This is a genomic window from Chryseobacterium sp. UF-290 (assembly GCF_058245615.1).
In genome coordinates this window covers 298,433-318,558 of record NZ_JBSICB010000003.1, presented here as the reverse complement: position 1 = coordinate 318,558, position 20,126 = coordinate 298,433, and the positions used below count along the sequence as shown (strand labels likewise).

The window sequence follows — 20,126 nt, the reverse complement described above, 5'->3', positions numbered from 1 at the left end:
ATTTGATATGATCAAAAATGCTAAATTTTTCTGGGAGGTTCTTAAAGATACGTTTACAGAATGGAACAATTCTTCCGCATCAAAGGATTCGGCTAGTCTGGCTTATTATGCCATCTTTTCCATTCCGGGATTATTAATCATTATCATCTGGGTACTTGGAAATTTCTTCGGCGAAGAAGCCATCCAGGGACAGATCAGCACCCAGATCAGCGGTATCATGGGACCTGATGTAGCAAAAAGTATTGAAGGAATGCTGGCCGGAGCTCTGATCGACAAAAAAAATATTTTCATGAAGGCTGTAGGTGTAGGAGCTCTTGTTTTTGGTTCCACCACCCTATTCTTCCAGCTTCAGCATTCTTTGAATGCCCTATGGGATGTAGAGTCTGCCCCGAAGAAAGCTTTGGTCAAATTTTTATTAGACAGAGCCAACTCTCTTGGGATGATCCTCATTCTTGGTTTTTTGCTGATGATCACCATGGTCCTATCTTCTCTTATCAGCCTTTTTAATAAAATCATTACCCAGTATTTTGGATTTGAGACCTATCTGCTTGTCGAAGTGGTGAATTTCTCAATCGGATTCGGGCTCGTCATGCTCTTATTTGCTTTAATGTTTAAAGTATTGCCTGATGTGCAGATCACCTGGAAATCTGTATGGAGGGGAGCTTTTCTGACTACAGCATTATTTACACTGGGAAAATTCTTATTGAGCCTTTATTTCAACCAGGTAAAGCCCACTTCAGCTTTTGGAGCTGCCGGAACAGTAATCCTTATCATGATGTGGATTAACTATTCCTGTATGCTCATATTTTTCGGCGCCAAATTCACTAAAGTTTATACCTATAAGAAAGGTTATAAGGTCATCCTGTCCAAGCACGCAAAATGGAGCGCAGCCAAGTTATATGCGGATAGTTTGAAACAAGAGACTGATAATAATAGTCAATAAATTCGGGATTCGAGTTTCGGATTATGAGGTTATAAAGCTGAAGATATTTTTACGAATCTTCCAGAATCATTAATATGTTAATACATTTTACCTAAATACAAAAAAACCTCCTGAAATGATCAGGAGGTTTTTATTTTACATTCTGTTTACTGTACCGATTCCCAGCAGCTCTAAAGACTTTTTGATCGTCTTCGCTGTCAGGTCTGATATATTCAAACGGAATTGTTTTACATTTTCATCATCCTGATTCAGGATCGGATTATTCTGATAGAACGAGTTATATGCTTTCACAAGGTCATATACATAGTTTGCCACTAAAGCCGGACTTAATGTTTCTGCAGACTTAGCCACTACAGTTTTAAAATTAGCCAGCTGCATGATCAGCTCTTTTTCAGATTGATTTAAAGACACCTCAGCAGTTTCCTGCTCTGTATATTCTGCTTTAGACAGTAATGATTGGATACGTGCATAAGTATATTGAATGAACGGTCCTGTATTTCCGTTGAAATCAATACTTTCTGCAGGATTGAATAGCATTTTTTTCTTAGGATCCACTTTCAGCATGAAATATTTCAATGCTCCCAGCCCTACTGTTTCATAAGAAGCTTCTTTATCTTCTTCAGAAAGGTTTTCCAGTTTCCCCAGTTCCTGAGCTTTAGATTTTGCCGTTTCATACATTTCCTGCATCAGGTCATCAGCATCCACAACCGTTCCTTCACGGGATTTCATTTTACCTTCCGGAAGCTCTACCATTCCGTAGGAAAGGTGATATAACTGATCTGCCCACTGATATCCTAATTTCTTAAGAATTTTGAATAAAACCTGGAAGTGATAATCCTGCTCGTTCCCTACCGTATAGATCAGCTTCTGGATATTATTCTGTTTAAATCGCTCAACAGCTGTTCCCAAGTCCTGAGTCATATAAACGGACGTACCGTCTGAACGCAGCAATAGTTTCTGGTCAAGTCCCTCATCCGTAAGGTCACACCAGACAGAGCCATCCTCTTTCCGATACAATACTCCTTTATCCAGCCCTTCCTGAATAAGGTCTTTCCCTAAAATATAAGTATTGCTTTCATACTGAACCTGATCAAAGTCTACGCCCAATCTTTTATAGGTTTCATTGAACCCCTTATATACCCAGGAATTCATTTCTTTCCAAAGATTTCTTACCGTTTCATCTCCATTTTCCCAATCAACAAGCATTTTCTGAGCTTCTTTCATCATCGGAGCCTCTTTTTTAGCCTGCTCTTCTTCTACTCCCTGGCCTACAAGCTCTGCAATTTCTTTCTTATAGTTCTTATCAAACTCAACGTAATAATTTCCTACAAATTTATCTCCTTTTGTATGGGTAGTCTCAGGAGTCTCTCCGTTTCCAAATTTTTCCCATGCCAGCATTGATTTACAGATATGAATTCCTCTGTCGTTGATGATCTGGGTTTTGATCACATCGTATCCTGCCTCTTTTAAAATCTGTGCAACAGAGAAACCTAATAAATTATTTCTGATATGCCCTAAGTGCAGAGGTTTATTGGTATTGGGTGAAGAATATTCTACCATTACTGTGGCATTCTTCTTTTCTATTGAAGAAAACCCCTTACTTACAGACCTGAAGTTATCAATAAAGAACTGGTTTTTAACTTTAACGTTCAGGAATCCTTTCACAACATTAAAGCTGTCCAGTAATTCAGTCTGTTCGGTTAAAGCTTCTCCCAATTCAACCCCGATACTCTCAGGATTTTTTTTCAATTGCTTTACCAGTGGAAAAGTGACAATGGTAAAGTCACCTTCAAATTCCGTTTTATTTTCCTGAATTTCCAGCTTGATGTCTTTTAACTGATATACGTTTAAAATGACTCCTGAAAGTTTTTCTTCTATAATATCTTTAATATTCATCTTAAAATTTTGAAGTACAAATATACGGAAATAAAAAAACCGCCCGAGGGCGGTTTATATAAGAATATTATTGTTTGGCAAAAACTAAAGTTGCCTGGTCATTTCCGGGTATGTCGTCTAAATCTTTAGAATTATCTAAAATTCTTAACTCAACATCAGTAAATGACTGAACTGTTTTTTTTAATGTTTTAATAGTTCCTGCCTCATTATAAGTCATCATAAGGCTGCTATTGTTATTATCATAAGACCATTTACCACCGAAAGAATCAACGTTATCACAGTTACCCGAAGTAGAAAGATCATATCTTTCATAAGTCCCGGAAAAATCAGGATTTATTGATATTTCTCCCTTCTTCTCACAATCATCTAACATAATACTTTTACCCCTAAATTCATATTTGTAAGGCTTCCATTTACCGTTGATATTTACACTTTCTACAGCGTTATCATTGTCATCATTACCTGAACATGAAATAGCTGCCATAAAAAGAAAGATTCCTATAAAAAATTTCATATTAAAATATTTACTTTGGCTAAATAAATTTGCTTAGCCAGTATATTAAAACTTATCCCAGAATAATTTTGTAGTTGCTTTATCTCCTCCAATTTTACTTGCTGCGGCATTAACATTGGTTCCATTTAATACATATTCCTGATCCGAGTAAGGCATTCTGTATGGTACAGAAGAAAGGTTAGATTTTGGAGGATTTACAAGAACTGGATTATCTAAACGTCTTGTAAAATTCCAGCAAGCAAATCCTTTATTGAACATAGCAATCCAAGCTTGAACCCCGATAGATTGTTTCCAATTAGCAGCATTATAAGGGTTTGTTGCCAAGTAGGTAGTAATATCAGCATCTGATACACCATTTTCTTTCATGGAAGCTGTAACTGCGGTAATATAAAGATTGGCTGCTGTATCACCAGCTGAATATCCTCTTGCAGCTGCTTCAGCTTTAAGAAAAGCTACTTCGGCATAACTTAATAAATTTGAAGCTGTTGTTGAAGATCTAAAATAATCATTTAAGTGAGAAAAATCACTATATGGATCATTCAATTCACCAAAAACGCCTCCTTTATAAACCCCATCAACTTTTGTAAACCATTTATCCATTCTTGGATCTGATAAGCCATTCATAGTATTGATAACTAATTCACTAGGAACAAAATCGTCTCTATTAGAAGCTACTAGATTATCAAAAACAGGATTTGAAAATGTGTTACCATCATATGCAAATTTATAAGCATCATCTTCAGATGAAATAACTCCTCCTGCAATTGCTGACTCAACAGTTGCTTTAGACAATGTGGGATCAACATCAGCTAAGTTTATTCCCAATCTTAATTTGACAGAATTGGCAAATTTCACCCATTTGCTCATATTACCCGAATAAACTAAGTCTCCAGAATCGTATCCTTTTGAAGCAGGCTTTACTGTTGCGATGACAGCGTCAATTCTTTTAATTAAATCAATATAAATAGTTTTGGCGTCATCATATTTTGGTGTTAAAATTTCATTTGGCTTAAAAGCTTCAGAATAAGGAACATCTCCAAAAGTATCCACCAGATTTTCCCAGATGAAAATCTCTTCAATTTCTAAAGTCGCTAATTTATTCGTACGAACATCATCAGTCTCCACTTCTTTTGCCAGATTTTCCTTTGCCTGTCTGATATTATTAAGGCTGTATACATACATCCTATTAAAATGATTTCTAGGCTGATTTCGGGTTACCAAATCATATTGAGTTTCCTGAGGATATTGACCTTCTGCCCATTGCTGTGTAAAAAAACGGTAATTATTGAAATTCACACTAGGATTGTCCATGTAATAAGAAGACTGGAATAATGCAGTCGCCAGCAAATTTTCTGACGGTAAAACCGACGGATGCTTAGGATCTTCATTCAGGGAAGTCATATCACTTTGACATGATATTAAACTTACGGATATAAATATGCCAGCTAAGGCAGCTTTTAATATATTTTTCATTGTTGATTTTTTAAAATTTGAACGTAACATTTACCCCAATATCTCTTGTAGTCGGCATAGACCCAATTGACCATCCATAAGAATTGATTCCACCACCTATCATAGCTTCTGGATCAGCATATGGAAGATTTTTGTGAATAATCCATAAATTTCTACCTACAATAGAGATTTTCGCATCATAGATTTTAGTTCCAGCCAATAAAGATTTAGGAAGCATATATCCAATGCTAGCTTCTCTTAACTTAATAAATGATCCATCATAAACAAATTCTTTTGCCGGTTGTGTCTCGTATCCATAATTGCTTCCAGTTGTAAATTGTGACAAAGCTATATTATTAGGAGAGCCGTCTGGCAAAACTCCAGGAAGTATAACATCCTTATCTCTATAATCACCAATAGCAGTTTCTTTATAAAGACCTGTATCCATACCATAATACATATCAGTTGAGAAAATATCCCCACCTTTACGCATATCAATTAAGAAGCTTAAAGAGAAGCCTTTATAACTAAAGCTATTTCTAATACCTCCAATCCAATCAGGAGTTGTATTACCTATAACTTGGTTGGCTTTAACTTGATAAATACCCGTTGTAGGGTCAATTACTCTTTGTCCATTCAAATAAACATAATCTCCTCCAACTAGTGTTCCCCATGCTTCACCAACTCTAGCATTTAGAGAAACCCCGCCTTGAAAGCTATTCAATAAAAGATTTGTAATTCCTGGGTATAAACTAACAACTTCATTTTTATTTTTGGACCAGTTGGCATCGATATTCCATGTAAAATCTTTTGATTTTATAGGTACCAATCCTAATTGTACCTCATATCCAGTATTATCTATTCTTCCAGCATTAATAACCTTACCCGTATATCCTGTTCCTGAAGATACAGGAAGCGTAATGATCTGATCAATAGTTTTTGTTTTATAATAGGCAAAATCAACTGTTATTCTATCTTTTAAGAAGTGCGCCTCTGTACCTACTTCAAATTCTTTAGATCGTTGAGGCTTTAGATTAGGATCAGCTTGATTCAAGATTGAATTGTATATCCCTACCCCAGATAAGATACCTGCAGATCTATAATTATTTGTCAGCATATAAGGATCTGCCGTACCTCCTACTTCAGCATAGTTTGCTCTTAACTTCCAAAAATTCATCCAACTTTTAGTATTCAGAATTTCTGACATAATCACAGATCCTGTTACTGAAGGATAATTATATACATTATTACCTGCTGGCAATGTTGAACTTTGATCAATTCTCCAAGTTCCATCTATATAGAATTTTTTGAAGAAATCAAATGAAGCTGTAATATATCCTGAATTGGTCTGTGTTGTAAATTCACTTTCATCTGATGCCAAAGGGGCCTTTTTCGAATTTGATAATGCATAAATTCCAGGAACCACTAATCCCCCTTCTGTTGAACCATATACAGAATTAAAATAATTTCTTCTGATGTTTCCTCCTAAAACTCCTGAAACGTTAATGTCATCAGTGATATTAAATTTATAATTTACCATCAAATCATAATTTGTTTCAGTTCTTAGCACATCACGTCTTGCATAACCTGAAGAAACATCATTTCCTGATTGCCCAAAAGGCTGAGCTATAGATCCGACTGCCAATCTGTTTTCAGCAAAAAGGTTTGATCTGTCATAAGACACTTTTCCAGTAGCAGAAATATTATCCAGTATATCATAAGTTACTTGGGCATAAGTGAAGTTTCTATGTCTCTTATCCGTTGTGTAGTTCTGATATGCTTGGAAATAAGGGTTGTTCCAGTATGCAGGCGCTCCATTAGCAGCAGATTTCCTGTTCCATGTAACATTCCCATAATTATTCGCTGCACTGGCGATACTAGGATCCACATTAGCAAAATATGCTCTTTCCAGATCATTCATATCTACGTTAGTTTGCCACCATTGTCTGAAGCCACTCATTGTATTATCACTATAACCAGTTATACTACGACCTTTTGTATCTTGCAAGGTCATCGTAGAATAGAACGATGAATGCAGTTTAGGAGTCAGGTCATAGTTCACTTTTAAGGAAAAACTATTTTTATTAATATGAGAATTAGGCATAAGACCATCCATCATCATATTATCGTAGGTAAAACTAATATTTTTTCCTTTCTCTCCTTTTTCCAACGTTACAGTGTTGTTATAAGTCGTCGGATTATTAAAAAAGGTAATGGGACCATTTTTAGCAGCTACCCAAGGTGTAGCCTTTCCATAATTAGGAGATGTCGGATCAAAAGAATCCCACTGATAAACTAATAAATTAGGATCAAATTTAGGTCCCCAAGATGCATCTGCCCCGAAGTTTGCGTTATTTAATCCGCCAGGTCCCTGTGTACCAAATCTTTGGGAATAACCTGCTCCATATCTTGTCTGATATTCTGGGAAAGTAGATTTATCGATAAAGCCTACATTTATTGAGGAGGATAATGTAACTCCCCAAGATCCATCATCTTTTCCTTTCCCATTTTTAGTAGTAATCACAATAACACCATTCAAACCTCTTTCTCCATATAAAGCCGATGCCGCTGCACCTTTTAGTACGTTAATGGATTCTATATCTTCCTGATTGATATCAGATAAGGCATTACCATAATCAACTGATTTCTCTTGTGTGTAAGTATTATTAACTGGAGATCCATCAATAACTATTAAAGGGTTTCCGCCTCCTAATGTTTTTATCCCCCTAATTAGTAAGTTTGCCGAACCACCAAAGTTGTTATTCGTTGTAACATTCAAACCAGCTACCTTACCTGATAATTGTGCTCCAATATTTCCCGTGTTTGTTGTCCCATCCGAAAGAGCACTTGCTTTAATCTCTTGTGAAGCATATCCCAAAGATTTTTTCTCTCTTTTAATCCCGAGTGCGGTTACTACCACGCCCTCGATTTCCTTTGTTTTAATAGTATCGTTCTTTTCCTGAGCATGAGCAACAGCTATAGAAGAAGATACTACTAAAACAAGAAGACCTGTTGTTAGTTTCTTCATATCAAATTTAATTTTTGTAACCCTACAAATTTGTAAAACTTTATTAATACCACAAAGCAAAATTTAAAAAAAATATCATTTATTCAATATTTAAGAAAATTTAGTGCGTAAAAAATAATAAAATACGTTAAAAAAGAAACTTTTAACAAAAATGAAATATTTATATGCTATATTTTTTTAAGAAATAATAACATTTATTAAATTGATATTATCTATATCTCTACTAGATCAACACCTATATAACATATTGATTCTCAATATAGTGAACTAATTTTATAAAAAAGCTATTAAAAAATTCCATAAATACAATGTTTGGCATATGATTTTTTTTTTGGTCAAAATCTTCAACGAATACTTATAAAAATAAAAAAACCGCCCGAAGGCGGTAAAAATATATTAAAAGTTTGTTACACTATTAATTTCTTAGCCAAAATGGAGTAAGTTGATTTTTTGTAAAGCAATCCGTAGTTGACATATTTGGAACATTACCAGAGTTAGCAGAATATTCACTAGCCGGGTATACCAATCTATAAGGTTTTCTTGGTTGCTCAGCAGTAAGAGCTAATGGAATATTTGGATAATTATATTTTAAATAATTAAGATACGTTTCCATAGGTCTAATTATAGCTAAACTTACTAACCTCTGATTCTGGATTGCTTCAATTTTATTAGTAGTAGCAGCCCATCCCATACCTGGTTTTGTACTAATGGCACTCATATAGCCAGCCAATTGAGAGTTTAGACCATAAAAAGCAAATGAAGACGAAATTGCTTGATTATATAGAGATTGACCATCTAAATTAACAAAAACCGAAGGATAAAGAACTTTTGCTTCTGCTAACAACAATAAAGCTTCAGAACCTAGCATGATATAACCATCCATTCCCCCGTTCTGTGCTGCAGAAGCCGGATAAAGTTTCCAGCCAATAAAAGAATATGTTGCTTCTGAAGAACCAGTCGGCTTCTCACCACCTTGAATAATTCCAGAAACCTTTCCTGCAACAGCTCTAAATTGTGCTATTCCCCTTCCATCAACAACACCACTGGTTACAGTTGATTCACCATTAACAAATTTGGCATAATAGTCAGCTGCTTTATTTATTCTCCATCCATTGGTATTCATAGCAGTACTTGTATAGTCAGTATAACCATATTCCCTATATAAAGGATTCAAATTTGCAGAGCTTGCATCACTATAACCAGGATTAATCTTTACATCTGTAGTAATAAAGTCATCCATTGGAGTATAGTTCTTCATTTCGTTCAACTTTTCTGTTCTGAATGCAACAATATTTGCATCTGTAACATTTGACATCCTTAACAACATTCTAAGCTTAACACTATTTGCAAACTTAACCCAACTATCCATATCACCGTGAAAAATTACATCCTCATCTGCTGTCGGTTCAGGACCATTTCCCTGATCTATTAAATCAAGCGCCTGATCTATTTCATTAATTAATCCCATATAGACTTGTTCACCTTTATCATATTTAGGGCTCAAGTTTGCAGAAAACTTAAATGCTTCACTATAAGGGATATCACCATAGAAATCAACTAGGTAATGCATATAATTGGCCTTAAGGATTTTTGCAATTGCCACATGCTGTGGAGCAGATTCCATAGCACCACTACCATCAATTAATGCTTGAAGTGCCCCAATTGCTCTATAGTTATCATTCCAAATATTTTGATATGTAGAGCTATTTATATTTAATGAGTACTCGACAGTCATTGGATTAGCAAAATAATAGTAATTACCCGCATATGTATTTGTCCAAATACTCGACAGTCTCGTTATTCCAGCAGCTTGAGCAGAATATGTTCTAACTTCAGCTGCATTCAATTTCAATGCTGGATTAACATCAGAATCTAAAGGCATATTCGGAGACATATTATCATCTAAATTAGCACATGATATCACTGAAAGAGCAATAGATCCTATTAAAAATATTTTTTTCATTTTACTTTTTTTTAAAAATTAACAGAAACGCTAAATCCATAAGTTTTTAGAGATGGATACTGATTATCCTGCACAATACCTTGAACATCCGTAGCAAGATTTATATTATTACTTTTAGTTGTAACGAAAGAGGTATCTGGGTCACTATAACCATTATTATTTTTAGCAAACTTAGTGAATAAGTTTCTACCATGAACTCCAATTGTCAAACCGGTCAAACCAGATGCTTTAATCATATCAACAGGGAATGAATAACTAAGCGCCAATTCTCTAACTCTGAATGAAGTAGCATCTAAAATAAAGTTCTCACCAATTAACCCGTATGTCTGTGCATAATAATTAGTTAAAGAATTATAATCATTTCCTCCTGTTTTAATAGAAGTATTTTCAACATAGTTTCCATTAGTATCCTGGTATACAGAATTTGGCATAACGAAACCTCCCTGAGTTCTATCAAATTCTGCTGATTCAACTAACTGCCCTGAAAAAGAAAATCCTTGTTTAGTTCCTGAGAAGAATTTACCTCCCTTTTTATATTCAAATACTGCACTAAGCTTGAATCCTTTATAATTGAAATTCGTATTAAAATTCAAAATATAATCAGGATCTATTTTACCAAAACTTTTAAGAGTCGTAGTATACAAAGGGTTGCCATTTGCAGCATTAATAATTACTCTTCCTTGCTCATCTCTTTGATAAGCAGAAGCTTTAAGTACAAAACCTTCATCCTTTACAGCGTATAGCCCCCATCCATTGGCAAAACCACCAAGAGATACTTCATCTGCATCATCAGTTACTTTGGTAACATTTGTATTCCAAGTAGAGAATGAAGCTCCAATATTCCAATTGAAATCTTTAGATTTTATTGGTTGAATATTAAGGTCAACATCTACTCCCTTATTAACCATTTTTCCAATATTTACTAATCGGCTTGTAAGCCCTGAAGAAGCTGCTGCAGTTCTTCTTGTAATTAAATCATTTGTATCATCTTGATAAACCGAACCGCTTATTGTAATTCTATCTTTAAAGAATCCAAGTCCTAAACCAACTTCTTTTCTGATAACTTTTTCAGGTTTGATACTACCATCGGTAGGAGTTTGATTGGGAACAAAACTAATAACCCCATTCATAGGATAACCAGCAGGAACTGAAGTCAGATCATTAATACTATATGCGCCAACAGCAGTAGCGTTCGCTGTCTTTGTAATGTTACCAAAGACTCTCATATAATTGAATGTATTACCACCAAATCCAAATGCTTTTGTTGGTATAAAAGACAACCCTACTGAAGGATAAAAGTAACTTCTATTGTCTTTAGCAAGAACCGAATTCCATTCATTCCTTGCTGTAGCATTTAAAAATAGATATCCTTTGTAATCAAAATCTAGGTTAGCAAAAATAGCATGCTTATTTGCCGTATATGTATTATTATCTAATTGAATAGGGGGAGTTGGTTGAGCTAAATTCCAAATAGCATAAATTCCAGGTGTTAAAATACCAGTACCTCCGGCAGAGTTTTGTGATGCTCTAAAATATTGGTAGTTATGCCCGATATTAGCTTTAAAACCTAAATCATCTGTAATATCATAATTTAGATTAACCATGAAATCACCATAATAATCAGTTCTATTATATTGAGATTGATATATAGAAGAAACAACAGGATTTATCCCAGCCTCATCTAATAACAGATTATGAAATCCATCATTATGCTCTTTTTGCTCACTGGTAGTATATTGTAAGTTTCCTCTATATAATAAATCAATATTATTATTTATCTTATAACCAATAGAACCCGTTGTATTTACAAAATTAGTTATATTATCTCGTCTGTCATGATCAATGGCCCAATAAGGATTTTGGTAATACATATTCCAACTATATGCAGTATATCTATGATCAGACCATTTCGATATAGGAATATCTGCAGATGCCTGAAGTAGATTATGATATAAATATGGATCTGTTTGTGAAGTTTTTTTTCTAAAATAATTTAAACTTCCGTCAAAGCTCCATTTATTAAATTTAGTTCCTGCCTTTAATAAAACAGATGTACGATTCAGTTTATCGTTTTGAACAACAAACTCTCTTTGTACATTGTTAAGTGACATTAATAAATATGAATTTTCACCACCTACATTTACAGAAACAGTATTATTGTAAATTGTTCCTGTTTTGAAAAAATCTTTAACGTTATTTTTACCATAAGGCGCAAACCTACTAAATATTGAAGCAGGACTATCATCCGTCAATTCATCATCATCTGGATTGACATCTATCTGGCCATCATTATTATAATCATATAAAGGGATACCATAAGGCAAAAGCTGTCCACTCCAATTAGGATCATTAAATGCAGGTCCCCAAGCACCATTTTCTACTGCAATTCTATCCCCAGCCCAACCTTGTCCGTACTTCTTCTGTCTTTCAGGTATAAAAGCAACGTTTTCAAAATCAATATTACTATTGAAAGAAACAGTCATTTTCCCATTCTTATTACCCCTTTTTGTTGTTACAACTACTACACCATTAACACCCTGAGGGCCATAAAGTGCAGATCCTTGGGCTCCTTTAATAACATTTATTGATTCAATAACATCTGGAGGTAACTGTTGAAGAGCTAATGCAGTTGTTATTACATTATCAATAACAACAAGAGCCTCATTTCCTCCCGTTATAGATCTTCTACCACGAATAATAATACTATTTGTACCATCTACACTCGTATTGGTCTGTTTAATTTGTACACCGCCTACTTTTCCTTGCAATGCTAATACTGGGTCAGGGTTTCCAGCCTGAGTTAGCTGCTCTGCTTTAATCACTTGCTGTGCTGAAGTCTGCGCCTCTTGAGATTTTCTGATACCAAAAGCTCCAGTAATTAAAACTTCTTCAATTTGTTTTTCTTTCATCACAGTATCCTTTTTTGAAGAAATTTGTGCTGAAACTAAAGAGAAAGAAGAAGTAAGTGCTATCACGAGAACACTTGTTGTTAGTTTCTTCATAGTTAATTCAATTAATTTTATAATTACAAATATGTGAAACTTTCTTAAATTCACCAAATAATTTGTTAAAATATTATAATAAATAATTTAAAATCCAATAAAACCACATGTAAACAAAAAGAAATCACATAAATACACGAATATATTAAAATGATGAAAACCACACTAAATTAACGGAAACACATAATTTACACTAATTCAAATTAAAAACATTTACAAGAAAACAAAAAAGATAAAAATATAACAAAAAAGTCTTTTTTTTAAATTTTATACTTTTACAATATAATATGAAGATAACCTATGGAGCTAATAAAAAACTGGTCAAATCTTTACATTGAAGCCGGATGTGATGAGGTAGGAAGAGGCTGTTTAAGCGGACCTGTGGTGGCAGCAGCTGTGATTTTAGATGATAATTTTAAACAAAGTCTCGTTAATGACTCAAAAAAATTAACATTTAAAACGCGGATGGACTTGGACAGCTATATCAAAGATAATGTAAAGACTTATGCCATTGCAGAATTACCCCCTTCATTCATTGATGAGCATAATATTCTCAACGCGAGCATCCATGCGATGCATCGTGCTTTAGACAAATTAACGATAACCCCGGAACTGATTCTGGTAGATGGAAATAAGTTCCATCCTTACAATTATATTCCGCACCAGTGTATCATCAAAGGAGACTCTAAAGTATTATCCATTGCAGCAGCTTCTATCCTGGCAAAAAATTACAGGGATAAACTTATGATTAATCTGCACGAAGAACATCCTGAATATGGCTGGGATACTAATTTCGGCTACGCTACCAGAAAGCACCAGGAAGCACTTATAAAGCATGGCCCAACCAAATACCACAGACAATCTTTCAGACTGAAATATGACTGAGAATCAGGGATTATAAATGACTGATCCTCATATTCCAAAATTCAACTCAATAAAAAAGAGAAGCAATTATTGCTTCTCTTTTTTACTATTATAATGAAATACATTATTTCTTTTTGTTTCTCATCTGTTCCTGAGTCTTCTGCTGCTCCTGAGCTTTTTCCATCATCTCTCTCATTCTTTTCTGGAACTTACCTTCAGCTTTTGGTTTCTCTTTATTAGACTGAATCTGGGCATGAATCTTCTTCTCATCCAGGATCCAGTATTTAATAACAAGAATGATCAGGATATTGATCGCATTGGATACGAAATAATACCATGAAAGACCCGATGCGGAAGTATTCAGGAAGAATAGGAATGTAATTGGGAAAATATACATCAATACTTTCATATTTGGCATTCCTTCCTGCTGAGGCTGCTGCATATTCCCTGAGGTCATTACTGTATAGATGAGAATAACAACCGTACAAGCCAATGCAAAAATACTTAAGTGGTCCCCAAGGAAAGGAATTTTAAAAGGTAATTTGATCAGATCATCGTATGCTGTCAAATCTTTCGCAAACCAGAAACCTTGTCCTCTCAGATCAATAAAGTTTGGGAAGAAACGGAACAATGCATAGAAGATCGGGATCTGAACCAATGCCGGCAAGCATCCTGCCATCTGATTCACGCCTGCTTTTCTGTACACTTCCATTGTAGCCTGCTGCTTTTTCATAGGATCTGCATCCTTAAACTTAGCATTCACTTCATCAATTTCCGGACGGATCACCTTCATCATCGCGCTTAATTTATGCTGCTTATACATAATAGGCGATAAAATTAACTTCACAATGATAGTCATTACAAAGATCACCCACCCTGCAGACAATCCCCAGCTCGCAATGATACTATACAACCACATAAAGAAGTAACGGTTCATCGCTCCGATGAATGACCATCCTAATGGAAGAATCTCATCAAAGTTTTTATCATATGATTTAAGCAATGGCAAGTCCAATGGCATAAAATACCATGTGAAATCCTGGTTCAGCTCGCTGCCTGTCATCTGAACGAAACCTTCATAGTTGAATTTCTTCAGATATTCTCCTTCTTCAACATTTTCCTGGTTTCCTTTACTCTGAGTGAATCCATTTTTAGCTTCAATTACAGAAGAGAAAAACTGCTGCTTTACTCCAATCCAGTTAAGCGTTTCTTTTTCCTCCTCCATTGTTGTTCTTCCATCATAATCATAATCTTTATAATTATTGAAAGCGTAAGAGAATTCTGAATGAGACTGTTCCTGAGCTCTACCTTTTTCAAGGTTTCTCACGTCATAATCCCAGATAAAATCCGCTTTATTGTCTGAAGTAATTTGAGAAAGTCCCTGGGTTCTTACTTTAAAATCCAGTGTATATTTCGGAAGCAATGTATAGATAAACTGAATCACAGCACCATTATAGTCTGCTGTTAATGTTACCGCATTTCCATTCACTGTAGGTGAGAAAACTAAATCTTTAGTATTGATGATCTTTCCTGTTTTATCTTTAAACTGGAAACCGTATTTTGAATTATTTTTATTGATCAGATAAAGTGGCTGATCTGCCCTGTCTGTTTTCTGATTGTATGCTTTATATTTTAAAAGCTCTACTTTGGAAACCTGCCCTCCCAGACTGGAAAATTCCAGTTTCAGCTCATTGTTTCCAAGACTTGCTGTTTGGATCGCATTAGGAGTTACATTTGGATTGATATTGCTTACCTGAGTTTGTTTTACAGCACTTTTCACCTGTTCGGTTTTCTGCTGCTGGGCTTTTAACTCTTCTTCTTTCGCCTGTTTGTTCTGGAAATAGAACATAAAACCAAAGAGAACCAGGCATAAAACCGCAAAACTAATCATTTGCTTCTTATCGATTCCGTTGTTTTGTTGCATTTTATTTTTATTATAATTAAAATTTCCTATTCTTAACTTACTACAGATGTATAAGAAAACTGATAGATTTGTAGTAAATTTTAGCTGACAAAAATACTGTTTTTTTATCAAAACTCTATACTATAATACATTAGTATATAATAAACTCAGGCTGAGAAAAATCAACCTGAGTTTATATGCAGACGTTTATGATAAAAATTTACCTTATTTCTTTTCGCAAGCCTTAATAAAAGCTCTGAATAAAGGATGCGGTGTCGCTACCGTACTCTTGTATTCCGGGTGATACTGAACCCCTACATAGAACGGATGATCAGGAAGCTCAAGAGCTTCTACCAGCCCTGTTTCAGGGTTGGTTCCTGTAGCAAGGAACCCATTCTTTTCAAATTCCTGAAGATATTCGCTGTTAAATTCATAACGGTGACGGTGTCTTTCAGAAATATTTTTGCTTCCATAAATATCGGATAGCTCGGAACCGTTCTTCAAAGCACACTTCCATGCACCAAGACGCATCGTACCTCCTTTGTCCACTACATTTTTCTGTTCTTCCATCAGCGAGATCACAGGATCTGGTGTAGCCGTATCAAATTCCATTGAGTTCGCTTTTGTATGTCCTAAAACATTTCTCGCAAATTCAATCGTCATGATCTGCATACCCAAACAGATTCCCAACATCGGAATTTTATTTTCTCTGGCATATTTTGCCGTAAGAACTTTTCCTTCGATTCCTCTGTCTCCGAAGCCAGGTGCCACAAGGATACCATTCACTCCTTTCAATACCTCTTTGATATTATCTTCTGTAATATCTCCGCTGTAGACCCATCTTACCTTTACTTCCGTTTCAAGGTCAGCTCCGGCATGTTTGAATGCTTCAGCAATAGAAATATAAGAATCCTGAAGGGAAACATATTTTCCTACCAATGCAATTTCAACTGTTTTCTTAGGGTTCTGGAATTTCTTAAGGAAGCTCTTCCAGTCTTTAAGATCAGCATCTTTATCACTCTTCAGATCCAGTTCCTTCAGTATTACATCATCAAAGTTCTGCTTCTGAAGATACATCGGAACCTCATAGATCGTTTCCATATCTTTACATTCTATAACGTTTTCCAAAGGAACATTACAGAACTGAGCTAATTTTGCTCTCTGATCTTTAGGGATTTTGTGTTCTGTTCTGCACACCAGGACATCGGCCATAATTCCGCTTTCCATCAACTGGCGAACAGAGTGCTGAGATGGTTTTGTCTTTAATTCTCCACTTGAAGCCAGGTAAGGCAACAAAGTAAGGTGGATCACCATAGAATTCTTCTCTCCCAGCTCCCACTTCAACTGACGAACAGTTTCGATGTATGGCAAGGATTCGATATCCCCTACAGTTCCCCCGATCTCCGTGATAATGATATCGTAGTTCTGCTTTGAAAGGATTTTAATTCTACGTTTGATTTCGTTAGTAATATGAGGAATTACCTGAACCGTTTTTCCAAGGAAATCTCCTTTTCTTTCTTTTTCAATTACAGTCTGGTAGATTTTTCCTGTAGTAACGTTGTTGTTTTGGGATGTAGGAGCGTCAAGGTAACGCTCATAGTGACCTAAATCCAGATCCGTCTCCGCACCATCTTCAGTCACATAGCACTCTCCATGCTCATAAGGATTCAAAGTTCCCGGGTCGATATTGATATAAGGATCAAGTTTTTGGATCGTTACGTTAAAACCGCGTGATTTTAGCAATAGTCCCAGAGAAGCAGACACGATTCCTTTTCCCAAAGATGAAGTTACACCTCCTGTCACAAAGATGTATTTTGTATTCTTTTTACTCATTAGATTAGGTTTGTGCAAAGTTATGGGAAAAAGAGATACAAAGCAATTTTTTACATTTTGAAAATGGAAAAACCCCATCAAACAATTATAAAACCTGATGAAAAATTTTATCTATATTTGGTATAAACAAATGACGCCAAGTAATAACCATCATGATTTCGGTATATAAACTCAAACCCAAATTCCAGCAGCTGCTCACTCCTGTTTTATTGTTTTTACATAGGAATAATATCACAGCCAATCAGATTACGATTGGATCAATCATGTTATCTGCCGTCATTGGAATTTTATTCTGGAATGCAGACAGCTCGAAATGGTTCTTTTTAAGTCTTCCTATCGGGCTATTGATAAGAATGGCTTTGAATGCCCTGGACGGAATGATGGCCAGAAAGTTCAACCAGATCAGTAAGCTTGGAGAGATCCTGAATGAAGTGGGTGATGTTGTTTCGGATGTCATTATATTTCTTCCCTTGCTTAAATTTCAACCTGAAAGTCTGTATCTGGTTGTGATTTTCATTGTTTTAAGTGTCATCAATGAATTGGCAGGCCTGATGGGAAAAATAGCCGGAAAAGAACGCCGTTATGATGGCCCCATGGGGAAAAGTGACCGTGCGTTTATTCTGGGACTGTACGGATTGTTGGCTTTTTTTGGAGTAAACATGACTGGCATATCAAACTATATTTTCGGAATGATCATTATCCTGCTCCTTATCAGCACCTATACCCGCCTTAAGAAATCTTTGAATGAAGCCTGAAGAAAATAAATTTGCTGACGTTCCTTTAAGGGTAAAAACATGGATCTATATCATTATTGTTTTTGCTCTGGGTATTTCACATCCTCTTGCCATAACTTTTTTCGTTTCATGGATAAGTTTTCAGTGCTTTTTTGAATTTTCAAGGATGTTTAAAATTCATACATCTCCTATTATTCCGTCCATTTTCATAGGTGTTTTACAATTCTTTTTATTTTACTTTTTAAAGATTGAAAATTACTTCCTGTACAGTTTTCTTTTAGGGATAGTGGTTATCACCTATTTTTTACTGTCAGGATCTTCCGGAAAACAGCTATACGGAATTTGTATTGCCCTATTGGTCTGTCTTTGTGCTTTCCCCCATTTGCTATGGATAAGGAATAGCTCCGCTGGTCTCAGTTCCATTATTTTCATTGTAGTAATAACAGAATTGAATGACGTTTTTCAGTATCTCATGGGAAAGTTTTTCGGAAAACATAAGATCGTCCCTCATATAAGTCCTAATAAAACATTGGAGGGCTTCATTGGTGGCGTTTTCCTTACCGTTATTTTAAGTAATATTTCAGGTTACTTTTTACTTAAAACCAATATTTTAACGAACAGTATTTTAGGGCTCACTCTTGGGATCGCAGGATTTTTTGGAGATATTTTCATGTCTTATTTAAAAAGAAAAACGAATGTAAAAGATACCGGAAATCTTCTTCCCGGGCATGGAGGCCTGCTAGACAGAATGGACAGCCTGATCTTCAATGCACCTCTGTTTTTCTGGATATTTCCGCTTCTGATAAAAAATTAAGATCATGGATGAAAAATTTAAAAGGGCGGTTATTTTCTCAGGAGGAGGAACAAGACTGATGATTTACCTCGGTATTTTTGCCGCGTTAGATAAACTGAGCTTACACCCGGATCTGCTCATCGCTTCCTGTGGCGGGTCATTTGCAGCAACAGTAATCAATGCATTCCCTGATCATTGTTCCAGAAAAGAATATTTAAAGTCTGAAGAATATTATCAGTTTGTTTCCCAAACTGCATTGACAAAGCATAAAAAGCTCTCTGAAATAGGCCTTTTTTCGTTAAAAAAAATATTTGATAAAAGAAAAGCTCCTATTATTGAAGATGTTTTTAACCGGTATCTTGTAGAAATGCCACAAGATCTGTCAGAATGCTTTCCGTCCATAAAAAATGGAGTATTTTCAAAAGAGATCCCAACTGTCATTATAGGTTCGGAACTTTTATTTACTCCCGGGGAATCCGGGCAGAAAAGGAGCGAAAAAAAATTATTCCGGAAAACAATTTTCACAGATCCTGAAACAGCCCAAAGAATAAGTCATGAACACCTCGCTTCTCATTCTGATAGCTTTAAAGATAGTGCTGTAGAAAAGGAATCAAAGATTGTCACAGAATTTTCCATGCTTGAAAGCACCAGAGCTTCCGTTTCGGACATGTTCTATGTACAACCGGCCTACCTGCAGCATCAATATTTCATGGGAGGAGTAATAGATCTCGTTCCTCTTGAACTGTCCAGGCATCTTTCCCGGGAAGTCATCACTGAAAAAAAACAACCGTACACTCCGGTAGAGGAAGCTTTGATCCGTTCTGTTTTTGGTTTCAGTGCCAATGAAAGGCTGCTGGAAACTGAAAAGCTCCGGTCAGAATTTCAGATTGACACAACCAGTATAAAACAGGTTTTAAAAGGACATTATCCGGAAAAAAGAATCAACTGGAAAAAGCTTGAGCTTGATTTTTCTTTTCCAAAAACTTATCAGCAGTTTGTAGAAGACATGGAAATGCAGTGGCAGTATGGGTTTGATCAAACAGTAAGGAGCATAAGAGGCAAATTCTAAATTTTTGTAAATCTGCTATTTTCAAATAATATTTCAATTGAAAAGCCCATGACTATTGAATACCTCAATTTTTCCTGCACATATTTCTGACACTATAATAAATGTATGCAATACTTTTACTTTTAAAATTTA

The 20,126-nt window shown here is 35.4% G+C and carries 13 protein-coding genes; 5 read left to right on the top strand and 8 right to left on the bottom strand.

The window, feature by feature from the left end; translation table 11 throughout:
- Positions 1-7 precede the first annotated feature (7 nt).
- A complete protein-coding gene (locus AC4IF5_RS05355; RefSeq protein WP_490732374.1) occupies positions 8-943 on the top strand; it encodes a YihY/virulence factor BrkB family protein in 936 nt (311 codons plus the stop codon).
- Between the two features lie 135 nt (positions 944-1,078).
- Here the strand turns inward: AC4IF5_RS05355 and argS are convergent, their stop codons facing one another.
- The 6 genes from argS to AC4IF5_RS05325 form a co-directional block, all read right to left on the bottom strand.
- Entirely contained in the window at positions 1,079-2,839 is a 1,761-nt protein-coding gene (argS, locus tag AC4IF5_RS05350; protein WP_490732372.1) for an arginine--tRNA ligase, read from the bottom strand.
- A gap of 67 nt (positions 2,840-2,906) precedes the next feature.
- Complete coding sequence (locus AC4IF5_RS05345) at positions 2,907-3,353, bottom strand: lipocalin-like domain-containing protein (protein WP_490732370.1); 447 nt, start codon at positions 3,351-3,353, stop codon at positions 2,907-2,909.
- 45 nt (positions 3,354-3,398) lie between these two features.
- Complete coding sequence (locus AC4IF5_RS05340; protein WP_490732369.1) at positions 3,399-4,826, bottom strand: SusD/RagB family nutrient-binding outer membrane lipoprotein; 1,428 nt, start codon at positions 4,824-4,826, stop codon at positions 3,399-3,401.
- Positions 4,827-4,836: 10 nt separating this feature from the next.
- Positions 4,837-7,833, bottom strand: coding sequence for a SusC/RagA family TonB-linked outer membrane protein (locus tag AC4IF5_RS05335; protein ID WP_490732367.1), 2,997 nt, complete (start codon positions 7,831-7,833; stop codon positions 4,837-4,839).
- Positions 7,834-8,248: 415 nt separating this feature from the next.
- On the bottom strand, positions 8,249-9,796 hold the full coding sequence (locus tag AC4IF5_RS05330) for a SusD/RagB family nutrient-binding outer membrane lipoprotein (RefSeq protein ID WP_490732365.1): 1,548 nt from the start codon (positions 9,794-9,796) through the stop codon (positions 8,249-8,251).
- 11 nt (positions 9,797-9,807) lie between these two features.
- Positions 9,808-12,798 carry a SusC/RagA family TonB-linked outer membrane protein gene (locus AC4IF5_RS05325; RefSeq protein WP_490732363.1) on the bottom strand — a complete coding sequence of 997 codons (2,991 nt, stop codon included), beginning with the start codon at positions 12,796-12,798 and terminating at the stop codon, positions 9,808-9,810.
- A gap of 300 nt (positions 12,799-13,098) precedes the next feature.
- On the opposite strand from AC4IF5_RS05325, the gene rnhB reads away from it, so the two are divergent.
- Positions 13,099-13,683 carry a ribonuclease HII gene (gene rnhB, locus AC4IF5_RS05320; RefSeq protein ID WP_490732361.1) on the top strand — a complete coding sequence of 195 codons (585 nt, stop codon included), beginning with the start codon at positions 13,099-13,101 and terminating at the stop codon, positions 13,681-13,683.
- 103 nt (positions 13,684-13,786) lie between these two features.
- On the opposite strand, the gene yidC is transcribed toward rnhB, so the two are convergent.
- Together yidC and pyrG are read right to left on the bottom strand one after the other, a co-directional pair.
- The gene (yidC, locus tag AC4IF5_RS05315) at positions 13,787-15,586 is read right to left on the bottom strand and encodes a membrane protein insertase YidC (RefSeq protein ID WP_490732359.1); all 1,800 of its coding nucleotides are present in this window, start codon (positions 15,584-15,586) and stop codon (positions 13,787-13,789) included.
- 204 nt (positions 15,587-15,790) lie between these two features.
- Positions 15,791-17,398, bottom strand: a complete 1,608-nt coding sequence (pyrG, locus tag AC4IF5_RS05310) for a CTP synthase (protein ID WP_490732357.1) — start codon at positions 17,396-17,398, stop codon at positions 15,791-15,793.
- A gap of 152 nt (positions 17,399-17,550) precedes the next feature.
- On the opposite strand from pyrG, the gene AC4IF5_RS05305 reads away from it, so the two are divergent.
- From AC4IF5_RS05305 to AC4IF5_RS05295, 3 genes are read left to right on the top strand one after another with little or no spacing between them, the layout of a single operon-like run.
- A complete protein-coding gene (locus AC4IF5_RS05305; protein WP_490732355.1) occupies positions 17,551-18,153 on the top strand; it encodes a CDP-alcohol phosphatidyltransferase family protein in 603 nt (200 codons plus the stop codon).
- Positions 18,143-18,946, top strand: a complete 804-nt coding sequence (locus AC4IF5_RS05300) for a phosphatidate cytidylyltransferase (protein ID WP_490732353.1) — start codon at positions 18,143-18,145, stop codon at positions 18,944-18,946. The genes AC4IF5_RS05305 and AC4IF5_RS05300 overlap by 11 nt, the downstream gene beginning before the upstream one ends.
- 4 nt (positions 18,947-18,950) lie before the next feature.
- Positions 18,951-19,994, top strand: coding sequence for a patatin-like phospholipase domain-containing protein (locus tag AC4IF5_RS05295; RefSeq protein WP_490732351.1), 1,044 nt, complete (start codon positions 18,951-18,953; stop codon positions 19,992-19,994).
- Positions 19,995-20,126 lie beyond the last annotated feature (132 nt).

What these genes read in the sequence shown, in the direction of transcription:
- AC4IF5_RS05355 (WP_490732374.1), top strand. Translation starts at nt 8, where the DNA reads ATGATCAAAAATGCTAAATTTTTCTGGGAGGTTCTTAAAGATACGTTT.
- argS (WP_490732372.1), bottom strand. Translation starts at nt 2,839, where the DNA reads ATGAATATTAAAGATATTATAGAAGAAAAACTTTCAGGAGTCATTTTA.
- AC4IF5_RS05345 (WP_490732370.1), bottom strand. Translation starts at nt 3,353, where the DNA reads ATGAAATTTTTTATAGGAATCTTTCTTTTTATGGCAGCTATTTCATGT.
- AC4IF5_RS05340 (WP_490732369.1), bottom strand. Translation starts at nt 4,826, where the DNA reads ATGAAAAATATATTAAAAGCTGCCTTAGCTGGCATATTTATATCCGTA.
- AC4IF5_RS05335 (WP_490732367.1), bottom strand. Translation starts at nt 7,833, where the DNA reads ATGAAGAAACTAACAACAGGTCTTCTTGTTTTAGTAGTATCTTCTTCT.
- AC4IF5_RS05330 (WP_490732365.1), bottom strand. Translation starts at nt 9,796, where the DNA reads ATGAAAAAAATATTTTTAATAGGATCTATTGCTCTTTCAGTGATATCA.
- AC4IF5_RS05325 (WP_490732363.1), bottom strand. Translation starts at nt 12,798, where the DNA reads ATGAAGAAACTAACAACAAGTGTTCTCGTGATAGCACTTACTTCTTCT.
- rnhB (WP_490732361.1), top strand. Translation starts at nt 13,099, where the DNA reads ATGGAGCTAATAAAAAACTGGTCAAATCTTTACATTGAAGCCGGATGT.
- yidC (WP_490732359.1), bottom strand. Translation starts at nt 15,586, where the DNA reads ATGCAACAAAACAACGGAATCGATAAGAAGCAAATGATTAGTTTTGCG.
- pyrG (WP_490732357.1), bottom strand. Translation starts at nt 17,398, where the DNA reads ATGAGTAAAAAGAATACAAAATACATCTTTGTGACAGGAGGTGTAACT.
- AC4IF5_RS05305 (WP_490732355.1), top strand. Translation starts at nt 17,551, where the DNA reads ATGATTTCGGTATATAAACTCAAACCCAAATTCCAGCAGCTGCTCACT.
- AC4IF5_RS05300 (WP_490732353.1), top strand. Translation starts at nt 18,143, where the DNA reads ATGAAGCCTGAAGAAAATAAATTTGCTGACGTTCCTTTAAGGGTAAAA.
- AC4IF5_RS05295 (WP_490732351.1), top strand. Translation starts at nt 18,951, where the DNA reads ATGGATGAAAAATTTAAAAGGGCGGTTATTTTCTCAGGAGGAGGAACA.